Origin of the sequence: Acidovorax sp. LjRoot38 (assembly GCF_964252975.1) — a bacterium.
GTDB classification, from domain to species: domain Bacteria; phylum Pseudomonadota; class Gammaproteobacteria; order Burkholderiales; family Burkholderiaceae_C; genus Acidovorax; species Acidovorax facilis.
In genome coordinates this window covers 57,883-76,360 of record NZ_CAXUPT020000009.1, presented here as the reverse complement: position 1 = coordinate 76,360, position 18,478 = coordinate 57,883, and the positions used below count along the sequence as shown (strand labels likewise).

Sequence of the window (18,478 nt, the reverse complement as noted above, 5' to 3'; positions counted from 1 at the left end):
ATTTCCGTGCGGCGGTCCAATAGTTTGTGCGCTAAGCCCGCGCTACAGCCCGCGCGCGCTCAGCGACAGATTGCGCCGGTAGGCCGGGCGTACCCGGTACAGCTGCGCGGGGCGGTGGGCGCCGCCGCCTTGCAGCGCTCCCGGCACCGGCTCCAGCATGGCCAACTCGTCCATCTTGCGGCGAAAACTCACCTTGTTGACCGGCTCGCCCAGCACCGCCTCGTACACAGCCTGCAACTGCGGCAGCGTGAACGGCTCGGCACACAGGTGCACGGGCATGGACGAATACTGGCTTTTGCTGCGCACGCGGGCCACGGCGGCATCGACCATGGCACGGTGGTCAAAAGGCAGCGCAGGCAATTCGGCCACGGGTACCAGCGTTAGCGGTGCCTGCGCCAGCACCTCAGGCGGCACCAGGGCACAGTAAGCGACGGCCAGCGACCAGCCCCGGGGATCGCGCACCGGGCCGGAGAAGGTGGCCAACTGCTCCAGGTACGGGCTCTGCAAGCCCGCCTTGTCGCGCAGCACCCGGGCTGCGCTGGCCTGGGCATCGGAATCTTCTTGCGCATGGATGTAGCCACCCGGCAGCGCCAGAGCCCCGGCAAACGGCGCGCGCTCACGGCGCAACAGGGCCACTTGCAACACCCCTTGCTGCAAGGTCAGCAACACCACATCGACGGTACAGATCACAGTGGGCAAGGCGGATTCGTTCATGCGCCGAGTTTGTCACAAGCATAAACAAACCGGAACCCAGATCGAGAACCACATTCCCTAGAGCAAATTCTTTGAGACCACTACGAAACAAGTGCTTTCAACTTAGTTAGTTTATTTTTTTTACTAACAAGCTTACACTGCATCCAACAACCCAGGAGAAGACCATGCCCCGCAACATCCAGCTGCTGGTGATTGACCCGCAAAACGACTTTTGCGACCTGCCCATGGCCTGGCAACCCACCGATGTACTGACCGGCCAACGCACCGCACCCGCCCTGCCTGTGCCGGGTGCCCATGCCGACATGCAGCGCCTGGCCCAGTTCATCCGCAACCAGGGAGACCAGCTTGATGGGATCACCGTTACGCTCGATTCGCACCAGCGCTTTGATATCGCCCACCCTGGCTTCTGGCAGACCGGCGCGGGTGCCGATGTGGCGCCCTTCACCCCCATCACCGCCGCCCAGGTGCGCGCAGGCGACTACACACCGCGCGATACCACGGCCCTCCCCCGCACCCTGGGGTATCTGGACGCACTCGAAGCCCAGGGCCGCTATACGCTGATGGTGTGGCCGGTGCACTGCGAGGTGGGCAGCTGGGGCCATGGCGTGCACGCCGATGTACTGGCCGCTTGCGGGGCCTGGCAGCTCCAGCACCAGCGCGCGGTGCGCAATGTGTTCAAGGGCACCAACCCCTGGACGGAGCACTACAGCGCCATCGAGGCCGAGGTGCCCGATGCGGACGACGAAGGCACCGCACTCAACACCGCCCTGCTGCAGTCGCTGGGCCAGGCCGATGTGCTGCTGGTCGCGGGCGAGGCCAGCAGCCACTGCGTGCGATCAACCACCGAGCACATCGTGCAGCACCTGCCCCGCCTGGTGCCGGGCTGGCAGGCGAGCCGCATCGTGCTGCTGACCGACGGCATGAGCCCCGTGGGCGGGTTCGAGGCGCAGCACCAGGCATTTCTGCAGGTCATGCGGGCAGCCGGTGCGCATCTCGCCAATATGAATGAAATCAGGCTCTAGCGCTTATCTATCAAGTGCTAGCAGCTACCAATTTTGGAGCAACACCATGAACCCCGTCATCACCAGCCTGCTCGACACCGACCTCTACAAGTTCACGATGTGGCAGGCCCTGCTGCACCGCCACCCACAAACACAAAGCGAATACCGCTTTGTGTGCCGCAACACCCCAGCCTACCCGCTGGCCGAGCTGCTGCCCGAGGTGAACGCTGCGCTGGACCACCTGTGCAGCCTGCGCTTCACGCCCGAAGAGCTGGCCTATGTGGGCAGCCTGCGCTACATCAAGAGCGACTTCGTGGACTTTCTGCGCATCTTCCAGTTCCAGCGCAGCTTCATCAGCGCCTGGGCCGAAGGCGAGCAACTGCACATCGTGGCGCGTGGCCCGCAGGTGCATGTGATGGGCTTCGAGATCTTTGTGCTGGCCATCGTCAACGAGCTGTACTTCCGCCGTTTTGACGCGGCCCAGGCCCTCGCCAGCGGCCGCGCACGGCTGACCGCCAAGGTGTTGCAGCTGCAGGCCCTGGCGCAACAGGCCACGCTGCGCCACCCGTTCGAGCTGTTCGACTTTGGCCTGCGCCGCCGCTACAGCGGGGCCTGGCAGCGCGAGGTGGTGCAGACCTTTGCCACACAAACACCGCAGTGGTTCAAGGGCACCAGCAACGTGCTGCTGGCGCGCGACCTGGGCCTAGTGCCCATCGGCACCATGGCGCACGAATACCTGCAGACCTACCAGGCGCTGGGCGTGCGGCTGCGCGACTTTCAAAAGGCCGCGCTCGAAGACTGGGTGCAGGAGTACCGGGGCGACCTGGGCATTGCGCTGACCGACACCGTGGGCATGGACGCCTTTCTGGCCGACTTCGACCTGTACTTCGCCAAGCTGTTCGACGGCCTGCGGCACGACTCAGGCGACCCGGTGGCCTGGGGCGAAAAAGCCCTAGCGCACTACACCCGGCTGCGCATCGACGCACACACCAAGCGGCTGGTGTTCTCGGACGGCCTCGACCTGGAACGCGCCCTCATGCTGTACCGCCACTTTGGCGACCGCACACAGCTCGGCTTTGGCATTGGAACGAATCTCACCAACGACATGGGCGACGCACCGGAGATGCGACCGCTCAACATCGTGATGAAGCTGGTGCGCGCCAACGGACAACCTGTGGCGAAACTCTCAGACACGCCCGGCAAGACGCTGTGCGACGATGAAACCTACCTGGCCTACTTGCGTCAGGTTTTCAACGTGAAGGACTGACACCATGCTCCGCATCACCCTTGCCCAGCTCAACTTCACTGTCGGCGACATCGAAGGCAACGTGGCCCGCATGGTGGCCGCCGCGCAGCAGGCGGCGCGCGAACAGGCCGACCTCGTCGTGTTCAGCGAGCTGTCGCTGTGCGGCTACTACCCCGGCGACATGCTGGAGGAAACCGGCTTTCAGCAACGCATCGAGGCCGGTATCTCCGCGTTACAACAGGCCTCTGCTGAATTACCCCAGCTGCACTGGGTGTTGGGCGCGCCCACACCCGCGCGCGGCCCCGGCAAGCGCTTGCACAACAGCCTGCTGGTACTGCAAGGCGGGGCTGTGCGCCTGCAATACGCCAAGCAGCTGCTGCCCACGTACAACATCTTTGACGAGCGCCGCCACTTCGAGCCCGGACCAGACGTGGCCAAGGTGCTGCGCATCGGCAGCACGCAGGTGGGCCTGCTGATCTGCGAAGACGGCTGGAACGACCACGGCGCCGACTACGCCACCAACCCTTTCGAGCGCATGCGCGACGCCGCGCCCGACCTGGTGGTGAGCATCAACGCCAGTCCCAGCCACACCGGCAAACGCGAGCAGCGTCACCAGATCTTTGCCGACGCCGCGCGCCGCCACGGCCTGCCGATCCTGTACGTGAACCAGATCGGTGGGCACGACCAGGTGGTGTACGACGGTGCATCGTTCGCGGCCGAGCCCGATGCGGGTGTCGTCTTTGAAGCGCAGCGGTTTGTGGAAGACGTGTGCACGCTGCAGTTCGACAACGGGCATTTTCTGAGCGCGGAAGGCGCACGCCCCGCCCCCGTGCCCGCACAGGGTCTGCCCACCATGGACTTCTACCGCCAGCAGATCGTGCTGGGCCTGCGCGACTACGCACGGCGCTGCGGCTTTACGCAGGTGGTGGTGGGCAGCTCGGGCGGCATCGACAGCGCGCTGACGCTCGCCTTGGCCGTGGAAGCGCTGGGTGCGGACAACGTGGTCGGCATCACCATGCCCTCGCGCTACTCCAGCAGCGGCTCGGTCGATGACTCGGTGGCGCTGTGCCACAACCTGGGCGTGCAGCTCTTCACACACCCGATTGCCGAGCTGGTGGCGAGCTACGCGCAGCAGTTCGAGGCCAGCTTTTGCAAGCCGTTGGTGGGCCTGCCGCTCGAAAATTTGCAGGCGCGCATTCGCGGAACGGTGCTGATGGAATACTCCAACGCCTTTGGACACCTGCTGCTGACCACGGGCAACAAGAGTGAAATCTCGGTGGGCTACTGCACGCTGTATGGGGACACCAACGGCGGCCTGGGCTTGATTGGCGACCTCTACAAGACAGAGGTGTTTGCCCTTTCACGCCACGTCAACGAACACGCCGGGCGCGAGCTGATCCCGCAGGCCATCATCGACAAGGAACCCTCGGCCGAACTGGCACCCGGCCAGCGCGATGTGGACAGCCTGCCACCCTACCCCGTGCTCGACGAAGTGCTCAAGCTGCTCATCGAAGGCGACCGCCTTTCTGCCGCGGAGCACGCGGCGGCCCAGAATTTTGTCGCCCAGCTGCAAACCGACGACGCGGGCCGCGCCCTGGTGCAACGCGTGCGCATGATGGTGGCGCGCAACGAATACAAGCGCCGTCAGGCCCCGCCCATCGTGCGCGTGCGGGCACGGGCCTTTGGCAGTGGGCGGCAGATGCCTATTGCTGCGCGGTATGTGTAATACGGCTCCAGGGTAAAATTACTACCAAAAAGATAGCTGCTAGCGCTTTACAGATAAGCGCTAGCGACCAAAAACACTTAAAAATCACCCGATAACGACTGGAGACACATGGTCGATACCGCCATCTACATCGGGCGTTTTGAACCCGTGCACAACGGCCACATGGCGCTGCTGCAGCGCGCGCTCGACAGCGCGCAGCAGGTCATCGTGGTGGTGGGCTCGGCCTGGCAGGCGCGCTCGCCCAAGAACCCCTTCACCTGGCAAGAACGCGAGGCCATGCTGCGCAATGCGCTGCCCGAGGCCGACCGCAGCCGCATGGTGGTGCTGCCCATGCGCGACTACTACAACGAGGCGGTCTGGGTGCAGGCTGTGCGCCAGGGCGTGGCGCGGCTGACGACACCCGGTGCGCGGATCGGTCTGGTGGGCCACTTCAAGGACGCCACCAGCGGCTACCTGAGCGCGTTCCCGGGCTGGGAGCTGATCCATGTGGAGCGCCAGGGCCCCATCGACGCCACCGCCATCCGCGACGCCTGGTTTGGCGCCACACCCGACACGGTGCAGTCTGCTCTCGCCCCCCTGGCCGACCAGATGCCTGCCAGCACCCTGGCCACGCTGACCGAGTTTGCGCAGACCCCGCACTACCTGGCGCTGCAGCAGGAGTGGCAGATGCTGCGCGGCTACCGCCAGGCCTGGGCCGCCGCGCCCTACCCACCCGTCTTCGTGACGGTGGACGCGGTGCTGCGCTGCCAGGACCATGTGCTGCTGATCCGCCGCGCACACGCACCCGGCAAGGGCCAGCTGGCCGTGCCCGGTGGCTTCATCGAACAGCGCGAAACGGTGTGGCAGTCCTGCCTGCGCGAACTGGTGGAAGAAACCCACTGCCACCTGCCCGAGGCCACCATGCGCGCCGCGCTGCAGTCCGTGGCCGTGTTCGACCACCCCGACCGCAGCCAGCGTGGCCGCACCATCACGCATGCGCACTACTTTGATTTGGGAGATGCGCAGTTTCCAAACGTGCAAGCAGACGACGACGCGCTGCAGGTGCAGTGGACACGCATCGACCAGCTGGCGGGGATGGAAGAGGAATTCTTTGAAGACCACTTCCACATGCTGGACCACTTTTTAGGGCTGACGGAGCTGCACTGACAACGTGCAGCCAGACTTCAAGTAAAAACAGCCGCCAGCGCTTTTCCATCAAGCGTCGACAGCTACTATTTAAATAGCATCAAGTCCCAGCCCTCTCCAGCATGGCATGCAGCAGCACGTTGCAGCCCGCCTCGATGTGCTCGGGTTTGGCGTCCTCGATCTCGTTGTGGCTGATACCGTCCTTGCAGGGGATGAAGATCATGCCGCTGGGTGCGAGCTTGGCCATGTACACCGCATCGTGCCCCGCACCCGAGACAGCGGGCATGTGGCTGTAGCCCAGCTTGGCGGCTGCGCGGCCCACGGCTTCCACACATTCGGGCTGGAAGAGCTGTGCGGGGTAGCTCGATACCATCTCGATGTGCACTTGCACGCCGTGTTCTTTGGCCACTTGCTCGGCACGGGCCTTGACCTCTGCGGCCATGGCGTCCACCAGCGCATCGGTGCTGTTGCGCAGGTCGATGCTGAACTTGACCCGGCCGGGGATGACGTTGCGGCTGTTGGGGAACACTTGCACCATGCCCACGGTGCCGCGCCCGTGCGGCGGGTGGCGGTGGGCGGCAGCGACTACGTCTTGCATGATGCGCGTGGCGGCCAGCATCGCGTCCTTGCGCAGGGCCATGGGGGTGGGGCCTGCGTGGGCTTCCATGCCGGTCACGGTGCAGTCGAACCAGCGGATGCCGAGCACGCCGCTGACCACGCCGATGGTCTTGTCGTTGTCTTCCAGCACCGGGCCTTGTTCGATGTGGGTTTCAAAGTACGCGCCGATGGGGTGGTCGCCGGGCTCCTGCTCGCCGATGTAGCCGATGCGCTCGAGTTCGCCTTTCACCGTCTTGCCTTCGGTGTCGGTGGCGGCGTAGGCGTGCTCCAGCGTGAAGGCTTTGGCAAACACGCCCGAGCCCATCATCACGGGCACAAAGCGGCTGCCTTCTTCATTGGTCCAGAAGGCGACTTCGATAGGGGCCTCGGTCTCGATGCCGTGGTCATTCAGCGTTCGCACGACTTCGATGCCGGCGAGCACGCCGTAGTTGCCGTCGAACTTCCCGCCCGTGGGCTGGGTGTCGATGTGGCTGCCGGTCATGATGGGTGGCAGGCTGTTGTTGCGCCCGGGGCGGCGCATGAAGCCGTTGCCGATCTTGTCGATGGTGACGGTCATGCCCGCTTCGCGCGCCCAGCGGGTCACGAGGTCACGACCCTGCTTGTCCAGATCGGTGAGGGTCAAGCGGCACACGCCGCCCTTGGGGGTGGCGCCGATCTGCGCCAGCTCCATGAGCGACGCCCACAGGCGATCGCCGTTGATGCGCAGGTTCTCGATGTCGGTCTTCACTTTGGTGTCCATGGTGTTCTCCGGATGCATTGCAGCAGTCAGCGCACAACGGCGGTAGGGGCCAGGTCCTGCGCACGCTTTTGCACGGCCTGGAAGTTGGCGCCAAACGCAGGGCGCTTGATGTAGCGGCCCTTGCCTTGTTCAGCCCGCAGGTCGCCGTTGGCAAACACCACGCGGCCCTGGCTCACAGTGTGGCTGGGGATGCCGCGCACGGTGCGGCCTTCAAATATGTTGAAGTCGCCCTTGCTGAACTGGGTTTGGGCCGAGAAGGTCTTGGTGCCCTCGGGGTCCCACAGCACCAGGTCGGCATCGGCACCTTCGCCGATGAAGCCCTTGCGCGGGTAGATGTTGAACAGCTTGGCCGCGTTGGCCGAGGTGATGGCCACGAACTCGCTGGGCGTGAGGCGGCCGGTGTTCACGCCACCATCCCACAGCGCGGCCATGCGCTCTTCCACGCCGCCGGTGCCGTTGGGGATCTTGGCGAAGTTCTCCTTGCCCATGGCCTTTTGCGCGGCGCAGAAGGTGCAGTGGTCCGTTGCCGTGGTGTGCAGCTGGCCCGACTGCAGGCCGCGCCACAGCGCCTCCTGGTGACCCTTGGGGCGGAAGGGCGGGCTCATCACATAGGCGGCGGCCTTGGCAAAGTCGGGGTCGCGGTACACGCTGTCATCCACCAGCAGGTGGCCGGCCAGCACCTCGCCGTACACGCGCTGGCCGCGCGCGCGGGCGCGGGCAATGGCGTCGGCCGACTCCATGCAGCTCACATGCACCACGTAGATGGGAACGCCCAGCACGTCGGCAATGGCAATGGCGCGGTTGGCGGCCTCAGCCTCCACCATGGGTGGGCGCGACAGCGGGTGGCCTTCGGGGCCGGTGATGCCCATCTTGGCGACCTCTTGCTGCAGCAGGTAGACCAGCTCGCCGTTTTCGGCGTGCACCGTGGGCATGGCGCCCAGCTCCAGCGCGCGCTTGAAGCTGTTCACCAGGGTTTCGTCGTCGCACATGATGGCGTTCTTATAGGCCATGAAGTGCTTGAAGCTGTTTACGCCCTCGTCCTGCACCAGCGTGCCCATGTCGGCGCGCACCTGCTCGCTCCACCAGGTGATGGCGACGTGAAACGAATAGTCGGCGGCCGACTTCTCCGCCCAGCCGCGCCACTTGCGGTAGGCGTCCATCAGCGGCTCCTGCGGGTCGGGGATCACGAAGTCGATGATGCTCGTGGTGCCGCCGGCCAGCGCAGCCGCCGTGCCGGTGAAGAAGTCGTCCATGGTGACGGTGCCCATGAACGGCAGCTGCATGTGGGTGTGCGGGTCGATGCCACCGGGCAGCACGTACTGGCCGCTGGCGTCCAGCGTCTGCGCGCCTGCGGGGGCCTGCGCCGCAGCCCCATTCCCCACGGCCACGATGCGGCCATCGACGCACAACACATCGGCGCGCTGTTCACGGTCGGCGTTGACCACGGTACCACCGCGGATCACAAGGGCTTGGGTCATGGGGGGTCTCCTTCAAGGATGCGGATCAGATCAAAAAAGGCCCTGCACTGGCACCAGGCCCAGGCAGGGCCAAGGGGTCACTTCTTCTTGGCAGTCAGGTAGTAGTAGGTGCCGGCCACGGCCAGGCTGAAAAACCAGCCAAAGTCAAACAGCGCGAGCAGCAGGCCGGGCACAGCCGCCTTGTCGATCACGCCCGACACAGCCAGGTAGCCCGGCAGGCAGGGCAGCACGCCCAGCGCAAAGGCGATCAGCGCCTGCACGTTCCAGCCATTGCTGTACTCGTATTCGCCGCCACGGCGGTACAGGTCGTCCACCTTCAGCTCGCTCTTGCGCACGAGGTAGTAGTCCACCAGCAGGATGCCCGCGATGGCGCCCAGCAGCGTGCCGTAGCCGCCCAGCCAGGTGAACAGGTAGCCGCCCGAGGTGGCCAGCAGCTTCCAGGGCATGAACACCAGACCAATCAGCGCGGCAATCAGGCCACCCATGCGGAAGCTGATCTTGGACGGTGCGACCTGGCTGAAGTCGTACGAAGGCGACACGAGGTTGGCGGCCACGTTGGTGGTCAGGTTGGCCAGCAGGATCACCAGCAGGCCCACGCCCGCAGCCACGCTGCCCATTTGCGTGAGCAGGCCGTCGGGGAACAACTGTGCCTTGCCATACAGGATGGCCGATGCCGAGAAACCAATCACACCCACCATGGAGAACAGTGCCATGGGAATCGGCAGGCCGATGGCTTGGCCCATGACCTGGTCCTTTTGCGACTTGGCAAAGCGCGTGAAGTCCGGGATGTTGAGCGCAAGCGTAGCCCAGAAGCCGACCAGGCCCGTCAGCGCCGCCCAGGTCTTGGGGCCACCCTCGACCACCTTGGCAGGCAGGTTGAAAAGCTGGCCCGAAGGCACCTTCATCATCAGCACCACGACGAGCACGATGGACGCAATGATCATCAGCGGCGCGGCGATCACTTCGAGCTTGCGGATGGACTCTGGGCCCTTCCAGATGAAGTAGATGTGCACTGCCCAGAACGCGAGGAAACACATGAACTGCGAGGTGCTGATGGTCTGCCCCTCGGCCGGGCCCGCGAGCCCCATGCCCAGGATGTTCAGGAAGCCATGCAGCGCCAGCGCGCCGAAATAGCAGTTGATGGAGAACCAGCCACACGCCACCAGGCCCCGCAGCACAGCGGGCAGGTTGGCGCCTTTGACGCCGAACGAAGCACGTGCCAGCACGGGGAACGGCACACCATATTTGGGCCCCACGCGGCCGATCAGCACCATGGGCACGAGCACGATGCAGTTGGCCAGGAACACCAGCCACACCGCCATCTGCCAGGTGAAACCCTGGTCCAGCATGGAGCTGGCCATGGTGTAGGTGGGCACACACACGACCATGCCCACCCAAAGTGCGGCGAAGTCTTTCCAGGTCCAGTGTCGCTGCGCGGCGGTGGTGGGGAGCAGATCTTCATTGGCGAGCGTGTTGGAGGCTCCGCCGGGCATTAGCCCCGCCACGTGGGCAGCGCTGCCGGTACTGTTGGTCATGCCTGTACTCCTGTCAAAGACGTCGTTGGGGTTGCACACAACCCGCCGTCTGTTTCAGCGCCCTCACGCTGGCAGATGGCGGGCAAAGGGAAGCGAGCGATGCTAGAGATCACGCAAGAACTGCACCAGATGCAGTGCAGCATGCGTTGCAAATCAGCACCACAACGGGTGCTGTCACAACGCCTTGCAGGGTCTGTGGCACACGCTCGCAGGGGCACATATCAAGCTGCGGCAGACACGCGCTGCGGGTTGTTGGGGTGCGTGGTCCAGTTGGCGTATTCGCCCGTCACATTCTTGCCTGTGCGCACATCAACTTCGCCCGGCTCCAGCGCACGCATGGTGATGCACTCAGGCACGGGGCAGATCGACACACAGAGGTTGCAGCCCACGCATTCGGCCTCGTTGATCTCGAACTTGCGCACGCCACCCTCTTTGGTGAAGGTGATGGCCTGGTGCGAGGTGTCTTCGCACACCACATGGCAGCGGCCGCACTGGATGCAGGCGTCCTGGTTGATGACGGCTTTTTCAATGTGGTTGAGGTTGAGGTTCTTCCAGTCCTTGACCGTGGGCACGGCCTGGCCTTTGAAGTCGTCGAGCGTGGCGTAGCCGTGCTCGTCCATGAAGTTGGACAGGCCGTCGCACATGTCCTGCACGATCTTGAAGCCGTACACCATGGCCGCCGTGCACACCTGCACCGTGCCGCAGCCCAGCGCAATGTATTCGGCCGCATCGCGCCAGGTGGTGATGCCGCCAATGCCGCTGATGGGCAGGCTCGCCGTCTGCGCGTCACGCGCGATCTCGGCCACCATGTTCAGCGCAATGGGCTTGACGGCCGGGCCGCAGTAGCCGCCGTGCGAACCCCAGCCGTCGGTGCTCGGGCTCATCACCATGCGGTCCAGGTCCACACCCATGATGGAGTTGATGGTGTTGATGAGCGACACGGCATCCGCCCCGCCCGCCTTGGCCGCACGTGCGGGCTGGCGCACGTCGGTGATATTGGGCGTGAGCTTCACGATCACGGGCAGCTTGCTGTAGTGTTTGCACCAGGCCGTGACCATCTGGATGTACTCAGGCACCTGGCCCACGGCCGCGCCCATGCCGCGCTCGCTCATGCCGTGGGGGCAGCCGAAGTTGAGTTCAATGCCATCGGCGCCGGTGTCTTCCACGAGCGGCAGGATGCTCTTCCAGCTCTGCTCCTCGCACGGCACCATCAGCGAGACGATCATGGCGCGATCCGGCCAGTTGCGTTTGACGCGCTTGATCTCTTCGAGGTTGGTGTGCAGCGGCCGGTCAGTGATCAGCTCGATGTTGTTCAGGCCGATCACACGGCGGTCTTGCGACATCAGCGTGGAGTAACGCGGGCCGTTGACATTGACCACCGGTGGGTCTTCGCCAAGCGTCTTCCACACCACGCCGCCCCAGCCTGCCTCGAAGGCGCGGGTGACGTTGATCTCTTTGTCGGTGGGTGGTGCGGAGGCGAGCCAGAAGGGGTTGGGGCTCTGGATGCCCAGGAAATTGCTGCGAATGTCTGCCATGGGTTGCTCCCGTGAAAACTTGGTGGAAGGGGTTCAGGCCATCAGTGCGGCGTGGATGGAGACAGCGGCGACCTTGCCGTGCTCCACCGCTTCCACTGTGAGGTCGCGGCCGCCCACGCGGCAGTCGCCACCGGCCCACACACGCGCCAGGCTGGTCTGGCCTTCGGCATCGGTGGCGATGCGCCCGCCCTCCAGCGCAATGCTTTTGCCCACAGGCTCGGCCACAAAGGTCTGGCCGATGGCCTTGAGCACCATGTCGGCATCGAGCGTGAAGGTCTCGCCGGTTTCCACCAGCTTGCCGCCGCTCAGCGCCGTGGCGGCAAAACGCACACCCTTCACTGCACCGTTTTCGCTCAGCACCTCTTTCGGTGCGGCCCAGTGGCGGATGGTCACGCCGTTCGTCTGCGCCCATTGCTGTTCCACGGCCGATGCCGACATGGCCTCTGCGCCCCGGCGGTAGACGATGGTTACTTCTTCGGCGCCCAGCTTGCGCGACTGCACGGCGGCATCCACCGCTGTCATGCCGCCACCAATCACCACCACCCGGCGGCCCACGGGCAGGGTCGAGAGGTCGGTGCTCTGGCGCAGCTCGGCGATGAAGTCCACCGCATTGCGCAGGCCTGTGGCCGTGGGCTCGGCCACGCCCAGCGCGTTCACCCCCTGCAGGCCCAGGCCCAGGAACACCGCGTCGTACGCGCCCAGCAGGCTGTCGAGCGTGATGTCACGGCCCAGCTGCTGGCCCGTGCGCACCTCGATGCCGCCGATGGACAGCAACCACTCCACCTCCTTCTGCGCAAAGTTGTTGGTGGTTTTGTAGCTGGCGAGGCCGTATTCATTGAGGCCGCCCAGCTTTGGGCGTGCCTCGAACAGCACCACGTCATGGCCGCGCACAGCCAGGCCATGCGCGCAGGCCAGGCCCGCCGGCCCTGCGCCCACCACGGCCACGCGCTTGCCGGCGGCGGCTGCGCGCTGGAACAGGGGTGCACCGGGTTTTTCAAAAAATGCGTCAGTCGCATAGCGCTGCAGCGAGCCGATCTCCACCGGCTTGTCTTCGTTGGTGTTGCGCACGCAGGCCTGCTCGCACAGCACTTCGGTGGGGCACACGCGGGCGCACATTCCGCCCAGCGGGTTGGCCTCCAAGATGGCACGGGCAGCACCCCGGTTGTTGTCCTGCGCAATGCGGTGGATGAACGAGGGGATGTCGATGCCCGTGGGGCAGGCCGTGGCGCAGGGGGCGTCGTGGCAGTAGTAGCAGCGTTCGGCCTCGATCAGGGCCTGGGGGCGGGTGAGCGGCGGGTGCGCGTCGCTGAAGTTGGAGGCGTAGTCGGCCAGGTTCAGGCGTGCGGCATGAATGCCGCAGGCACGGCTTGCGGGTGTGTCCATCAGGTTTCCTCCGAGAGGGTGAGGGTGGGGGTCTGGGCGCAGGCCATGCAGGCGCTCCAACGCGCCCGTGCCACGCAGCGCTGGCTGCGCATGCGGCTGGGGCCAGCCAATGCAGCGCAGGCGCAGGTGCCTGTGCTTGCAAACTTCGGAGGTTTCATCGTGGGCCTCGCTGTAGGATTCAGGTGCCCGCGGCTTTGGCGCAGCGGTGCCCTGTGTGGTGGGTCAATTTACCAACCCGTAAAAATTTACCAATTGGTAAAATCCCTAGAGCAAACCCCGTGCCAGCCAAATCGCCACAAATCCCCGTCTCACGCCAGCGAAATGCCAGTTTTTGGCCCCTGGCTTGTTCCACAATGGTGCGATGACCGACGCCCGCCCGTCCCCCGCAGACACCGCCCCCCGCGCTCCCAGGACAACGCGCGCCACCTCCAGCGACGAGACAACGCCCCGCGCGCCCACCGCCTCGCGCTTGCTCAAGGAACAGGGCATCCTCACTGAGGCCGAGAACCACTTTGCGCAGTTCGGCTTTGAGGGCGCCTCGCTGGAAAACATCGCTGCCGCCATCGGCATCAGCCGCCACAACCTGCTGTATTACTTTCCGAGCAAAGAGGCGCTTTACCAGCGCGTGCTCGACGACGTGCTCACCCAGTGGCTGGCCGGGATGGAAGACTTGTCGCACAGCGACGACCCCCAGCAGGCGCTGCGGCGCTATATCCGCGCCAAGCTGCAGTATTCGCGCACGCGCCCCCAGGGCGCCAAGGTCTTCACCAAAGAGGTGATTGCCGGTGCACCACGTTATGGCAACGCCATCATCGAGCGCGTGGCGCCGCTGCTCAAGACCGAGGTGCGCACCTTCGAACGCTGGGCCCGAGAAGGCCGCATCGCCAAGGTCAACTTCACGCACCTGATGTTCATCATCTGGTCGGTCACGCAGGCCTATGCGGAGCAGGAGGCCCAGTTCGCCCTGCTGCTGGGCAAACCGGCACTGACAGAACGCGACTACGAAAAGGCCGAGGAGCTGATCGTGCGCATGGTGCTCAGCGCGCTGGCGCCCGAGAACCCCCTCTGAAGCAGCCACCAACGCTACTATATTGATAGCTAATTGCGCCTTATAGATAAGCGCTAGAGCCGATTTTTATCTGTAATTTGCGCATCCGATCTTGCGCCGCATGGTGAGCAACACGACGGGCATGGGCGGTACCGCCCCCGCCTTGCCACTGCCCTACCCCTGCTTTTGCTGCCACAGCACATCCAGCACATGCTGGGTGGCCCGCTCGACTGGCCCTGCACGGTGCGCGATACCCAGCGGCCGCCACAGGCGGGGCTGCAGCGGCAGCATGCGGATGCGAGGGTCCCGTGGCACGGAGGTGGAAGCCTCTTGCGGCAGCAGCGTTGCACCATAGCCTGCCGCCACCAGGCTTTTGATGGCGTCGTTGTAGTTCAGCTGGATTCGCGCCTTGGGGTGTTCGCCGGCTTGCGCAAACCACTCGCCCGTCAGCCGTGACAGGCTGGTGCCATCGTCGTTGAGGATCAGCGGCTGGCTCGCCAGCCAGCCGGGAGTGACCCGCGCGGGCGAAGGCCAGGTGGACGGCACAAACGCCATGACTGGGTCGCGCCGCCACGGCAGCACCGCCACACCGCGCAGGGCTGCCTGTGGCAGGGCCACCAGGCCCACATCCAGCACACCATTGGCCAGCAGCGACATGGTTTCGTGCGAAGTGAGCACGGCCACCTGCACGTCGATGCCGGGGTGGTGCTGGCCCAGCGCCTCCAGGGCCTGGGGCAGCAGGTGCGCAATGGCCCCCGTGGAGGCGCCCAGGCGCACACGCCCCGCCAGCCCCTGCACCTGGCGTTGCACCAGGTCCATCGCTTCATCCGCGTCCGCCAGCAAGCGCCGGGCACGTTCGACCAGCACCTCACCCACGGCGGACGGACGCACCTCGCCCCGCTTGCGCACCAGCAATGGCGCACCGATGTGGGCCTCCAGGTCCGCGATGTGCAGGCTCACCGTGGGCGGCGCCAGGTGCAGCGTGCGCGCGGCTTCTGCGAAGGAGCCCAGGTCGGCAATGGTGACCAGGGTGCGCAGCCGGTCGAGATTGAGTTCGCGCATGACGTTCAGTAAACCTGATCCTGATGTTTGTGAAATTCAATTTTTCAAAGTTTAGACCGGGACCGAAGATTCCACATCCCCCCCCATTGCAGGAACCCGCCCCATGACCACCCCACCCCTTGTCTTCATCGATGGCGACCAAGGCACCACCGGTTTGCAGATCCACGAACGCCTGCGTGGCCGCACGGATCTGCAGCTGCTGACCCTGCCCGCGGCCGAACGCAAGAACGCCACCCGCCGCGCCGAGGCCATCAACAGCTGCGATATCGCCATCCTGTGCCTGCCCGATGCCCCTGCCCGCGAAGCAGCCGCCTCCATCGTCAACCCCGCCGTGCGCGTGATCGACGCCAGCTCGGCGCACCGCACGGACCCGCAGTGGGTGTATGGCTTTCCAGAGATGGGCGCTGCCCAGGCCGCGCGCATTGCTGGCGCCAAGCGGGTCAGCAACCCAGGCTGCTACCCCACGGGCGCCATCGCCCTGCTGCGGCCCCTGGTGCAGGCGGGGCTCGTGCCCGCTGACCTTCCCACCACCATCCACGCGGTGTCGGGGTATTCGGGCGGCGGACGGGCTCGCGTGGACGAACATGAAGGCCCCAACGCAGCCAATGCCCCGGCCTTCCAGCTCTACGGCCTGGGTCTGGAACACAAACACACCCCGGAAATCGCCCTGCATGCCGGGCTGTCGCAACGCCCGTTTTTTCTTCCGGCCTATGGTTCGTTCCGCCAGGGGATTGCGCTCACCATTGCGCTGCATCTGCGCCAGCTGCCCGCAGGCACCACCGGTGAGCGTTTGCACGCTTGCCTGGCCCAGCACTTTCTCGGTGCGGACCATGTTGAAGTCCTGGGCCTGGCGCAAGCGCAAGACACCCAGCACCTGGACCCGCAGGCCCTCAACGGCACCAACCAGCTGCAGTTGGGCGTTTTCAGCAACGCCCGCCATGGCCAGGTGCTGCTGACTGCCGTGTTCGACAACCTGGGCAAGGGGGCATCAGGGGCGGCTGTTCAGAACCTGGATTTGATGATCGGACGGGGCCCACAGAAATCCCAACCGTAACCGCCCTCCGGAGACAAGACAGACATATGCGGTCACGCCCAAAGCGGCCGGCACTACAAACCACCGCAGCGCGCTCCATCTAACGGCTCTCTTCTGCGACATTTTTCACGATTTGAGACGTTTTTTGGTCTGCTAAACTGGTTCGGTCTACCGTCCCACCTGGGCTCTGGCCCTCCTCCAAACGCCCTTCCATGGCCCAATCCGGCAAAGCCCCCTACTTTTTCGCCCTGGTTTTGGTATTGGCTGTACTGGGCGTGTATGTGCCAGGACTGAACAACGAGCTGCTGTTTGACGACATACGGCTCACGGAAGGCTCCATCTTTAGTGGCTATGGCAGCCTGCTCGACCTCAAGGCGCGCATGGTCTCGTACGGCAGCTTCGTCTGGGTGGACCAGATCGCAGGCGCTGGCTGGTGGAAGCAACGCATCGTCAACATTGCCTTGCACCTGGGTGTGGTGGCTGCCATGTATGCGTTCTTCAAAGCGCTGATGGCCAGCACCCGTTTCCCGCAGGACATGGAGGACCAGGCGCACTTTGCCGCATCGCAAAGGGCTGCATTGCAGGTTGGGGTGGCATTGTTTGCACTCCACCCCATGGCGGTTTACGCGGTGGGCTACCTGATCCAACGATCCATCCTCATGGCAACCCTGTTTGCCGTGCTCGCATGCTGGGCCTTTGTGCGTGGGCTGCAAACCAAGCGAATGGTCTGGTACGCAGGCGCACTGCTGGCCTATCTGCTGGCCATGTTGTCCAAAGAGCATGCTGTGATGACCGCCGCCCTGACCATTCCTATCTACATCCACATACGGCGCCCCAGCTGGAAGAGCATTGCCGTCGTGTTGGGTGCTGCACTTTTGCTGATGGGCGTGGCCACTGCCGCACTGCTGCACTTTCGCGGCGACTTGATTGGTCAGCTCTTTGATGCGCAATCTGTGGCCTTTGCGCAGCAGCTCGAAGCGCTTCGCCCGGGCATTACGCAGCAGATTTTTCCCCTGAGCATCCTGAATCAAGCAGGGCTCTTCTTTGCATACGGGCTGCTCTGGATCGTGCCCTATGTTGGCTGGATGTCTATCGACCTGCGTCCCGCCTTTCCGCTGGGCTTTGCATCGTCCTGGCACTTGGCTGGCGCGGTGGCATATCTGGCGCTCTTTGCAGGGGCCGCGTGGCTGCTGCTTCGTCGCACAGGCGCATTGAGTCTTGCTGCCGTACTCCTTCTTTTTCCACTTTTGTGGTTTGCCACGGAGTTCATCACCGTCTGGGTGCAGGACCCTTTTGTGCTTTATCGCAGCTACCTGTGGGCAGTGGCGCTTCCTGGCTTGCTGGCGATTGTGCTCACCGGTTTCAAGCCCAAAGCAATCTATGCCTTGGGCGCTGTGCTGGGGTTGGTGTTTGGGGCGCTGGCCTTGGAGCGCAACCTTTCTTTGAGCGACGAAGTCGCCGCATGGACCGATGCCGCCGAGAAGATTGATGTCAAAGCCCCCGCCAATGCCGTTGGGCGCAGCCGCCCTTTTCTGAATCTGGGGGCCTACTACCTGCGCAAAGGCATGACAGACCAAGCGCAGTGGAACCTGTCTACTGCGGCAGCCCTTGGAGACCTGGGCGAACTGGGACGCAGTGCACGCTTTAACGCGGGCGTGGTTCTGCAGCTCAAGAAAAAGCACGCGGAAGCACTTCAGGCTTTTGCCGCGGCAGAGGCGCAGGGGTACGCAGAGCCCGCCCTGTATTACCACCGAGGCGAATCCCAAGCAGCGCTGGGGCAACTTGCACCCGCGCTGGAGAGCTTCCACACTGCCGTGGTCAAGGCTGAAAAAGATCCTCAACTGCAGAGTACGGTACCCACAGTGCGCATACGACTGGTGGAGACCGCGATGGCCCTGCAAAGGTATGACGAGGCCATCAGCGGGTTTAAGGTGCTGCTGCAGACAAACCCCAAAGATCCGCGCCTGCTGCTCGGCCTTGGCATGGCACGGGTGGGCAAAGGCGAAACCAAGGCAGCCATTGAGGTGTTTGATCAACTCATTGCCACCAACCCCGGCGCCCCGGTCTACTACGGCCGCGCCATCGCCCACCACCGGGCGGGCCATCAGGCAGCAAGCTTGAGCGACATCGATCAGGCCATCAAGCTGGACCCTAGGAACCCGCAGTACAACCAGATGCGCGCCATCATCGCTGCCCCAAAGAAGTAGCGACAGGCAGGCTGTGACTTTGCGCGTA

At 64.5% G+C, this 18,478-nt stretch carries 15 protein-coding genes; 7 read left to right on the top strand and 8 right to left on the bottom strand.

Features of this window, described 5'->3' with window-relative positions; translation table 11 throughout:
- Positions 1 to 42: 42 nt before the first annotated feature.
- Complete coding sequence (locus ACSQ22_RS17100) at positions 43 to 714, bottom strand: NUDIX hydrolase (protein WP_436131022.1); 672 nt, start codon at positions 712 to 714, stop codon at positions 43 to 45.
- A 164-nt stretch (positions 715 to 878) separates the two neighbouring features.
- Here ACSQ22_RS17100 and ACSQ22_RS17095 point away from each other — a divergent pair, with 164 nt between their 5' ends.
- From ACSQ22_RS17095 to ACSQ22_RS17080, 4 genes are all read left to right on the top strand, one after another.
- On the top strand, positions 879 to 1,736 hold the full coding sequence (locus ACSQ22_RS17095) for a cysteine hydrolase (RefSeq protein ID WP_436131021.1): 858 nt from the start codon (positions 879 to 881) through the stop codon (positions 1,734 to 1,736).
- Between the two features lie 46 nt (positions 1,737 to 1,782).
- The gene (gene pncB, locus ACSQ22_RS17090; protein ID WP_436131020.1) at positions 1,783 to 2,982 is read left to right on the top strand and encodes a nicotinate phosphoribosyltransferase; all 1,200 of its coding nucleotides are present in this window, start codon (positions 1,783 to 1,785) and stop codon (positions 2,980 to 2,982) included.
- A 4-nt stretch (positions 2,983 to 2,986) separates the two neighbouring features.
- Positions 2,987 to 4,687, top strand: coding sequence for an NAD+ synthase (locus ACSQ22_RS17085; RefSeq protein ID WP_436131019.1), 1,701 nt, complete (start codon positions 2,987 to 2,989; stop codon positions 4,685 to 4,687).
- 108 nt (positions 4,688 to 4,795) lie between these two features.
- Positions 4,796 to 5,833, top strand: coding sequence for a bifunctional nicotinamide-nucleotide adenylyltransferase/Nudix hydroxylase (locus ACSQ22_RS17080; protein ID WP_121507465.1), 1,038 nt, complete (start codon positions 4,796 to 4,798; stop codon positions 5,831 to 5,833).
- Between the two features lie 79 nt (positions 5,834 to 5,912).
- Here ACSQ22_RS17080 and ACSQ22_RS17075 read toward each other — a convergent pair whose 3' ends face one another.
- The 6 genes from ACSQ22_RS17075 to ACSQ22_RS17050 form a co-directional block, all read right to left on the bottom strand.
- Positions 5,913 to 7,169, bottom strand: a complete 1,257-nt coding sequence (locus ACSQ22_RS17075) for a Zn-dependent hydrolase (RefSeq protein ID WP_436131018.1) — start codon at positions 7,167 to 7,169, stop codon at positions 5,913 to 5,915.
- Between the two features lie 26 nt (positions 7,170 to 7,195).
- Complete coding sequence (gene hydA / locus ACSQ22_RS17070) at positions 7,196 to 8,647, bottom strand: dihydropyrimidinase (protein WP_436131017.1); 1,452 nt, start codon at positions 8,645 to 8,647, stop codon at positions 7,196 to 7,198.
- Positions 8,648 to 8,724: 77 nt separating this feature from the next.
- Positions 8,725 to 10,182, bottom strand: coding sequence for an NCS1 family nucleobase:cation symporter-1 (locus tag ACSQ22_RS17065; protein WP_121507475.1), 1,458 nt, complete (start codon positions 10,180 to 10,182; stop codon positions 8,725 to 8,727).
- Between the two features lie 221 nt (positions 10,183 to 10,403).
- Positions 10,404 to 11,717: an NAD-dependent dihydropyrimidine dehydrogenase subunit PreA gene (gene preA / locus ACSQ22_RS17060; RefSeq protein ID WP_436131016.1), complete on the bottom strand. Its 1,314-nt coding sequence runs from the start codon at positions 11,715 to 11,717 to the stop codon at positions 10,404 to 10,406.
- A 33-nt stretch (positions 11,718 to 11,750) separates the two neighbouring features.
- Positions 11,751 to 13,100 carry an NAD(P)-dependent oxidoreductase gene (locus ACSQ22_RS17055; protein ID WP_436131015.1) on the bottom strand — a complete coding sequence of 450 codons (1,350 nt, stop codon included), beginning with the start codon at positions 13,098 to 13,100 and terminating at the stop codon, positions 11,751 to 11,753.
- Positions 13,100 to 13,258, bottom strand: a complete 159-nt coding sequence (locus ACSQ22_RS17050) for a hypothetical protein (RefSeq protein WP_436131014.1) — start codon at positions 13,256 to 13,258, stop codon at positions 13,100 to 13,102. The genes ACSQ22_RS17055 and ACSQ22_RS17050 overlap by 1 nt, the downstream gene beginning before the upstream one ends.
- A 203-nt stretch (positions 13,259 to 13,461) precedes the next feature.
- Here ACSQ22_RS17050 and ACSQ22_RS17045 point away from each other — a divergent pair, with 203 nt between their 5' ends.
- Complete coding sequence (locus ACSQ22_RS17045) at positions 13,462 to 14,169, top strand: TetR/AcrR family transcriptional regulator (protein ID WP_176888401.1); 708 nt, start codon at positions 13,462 to 13,464, stop codon at positions 14,167 to 14,169.
- Positions 14,170 to 14,322: 153 nt separating this feature from the next.
- On the opposite strand, the gene ACSQ22_RS17040 is transcribed toward ACSQ22_RS17045, so the two are convergent.
- Positions 14,323 to 15,210, bottom strand: coding sequence for a LysR family transcriptional regulator (locus ACSQ22_RS17040; protein ID WP_436131013.1), 888 nt, complete (start codon positions 15,208 to 15,210; stop codon positions 14,323 to 14,325).
- Between the two features lie 103 nt (positions 15,211 to 15,313).
- Between ACSQ22_RS17040 and argC the strand changes: the two genes are divergently transcribed.
- Entirely contained in the window at positions 15,314 to 16,264 is a 951-nt protein-coding gene (gene argC / locus ACSQ22_RS17035) for an N-acetyl-gamma-glutamyl-phosphate reductase (RefSeq protein WP_436131012.1), read from the top strand.
- A 191-nt stretch (positions 16,265 to 16,455) separates the two neighbouring features.
- Positions 16,456 to 18,450, top strand: a complete 1,995-nt coding sequence (locus ACSQ22_RS17030) for a tetratricopeptide repeat protein (protein WP_436131011.1) — start codon at positions 16,456 to 16,458, stop codon at positions 18,448 to 18,450.
- Positions 18,451 to 18,478: the final 28 nt, after the last annotated feature.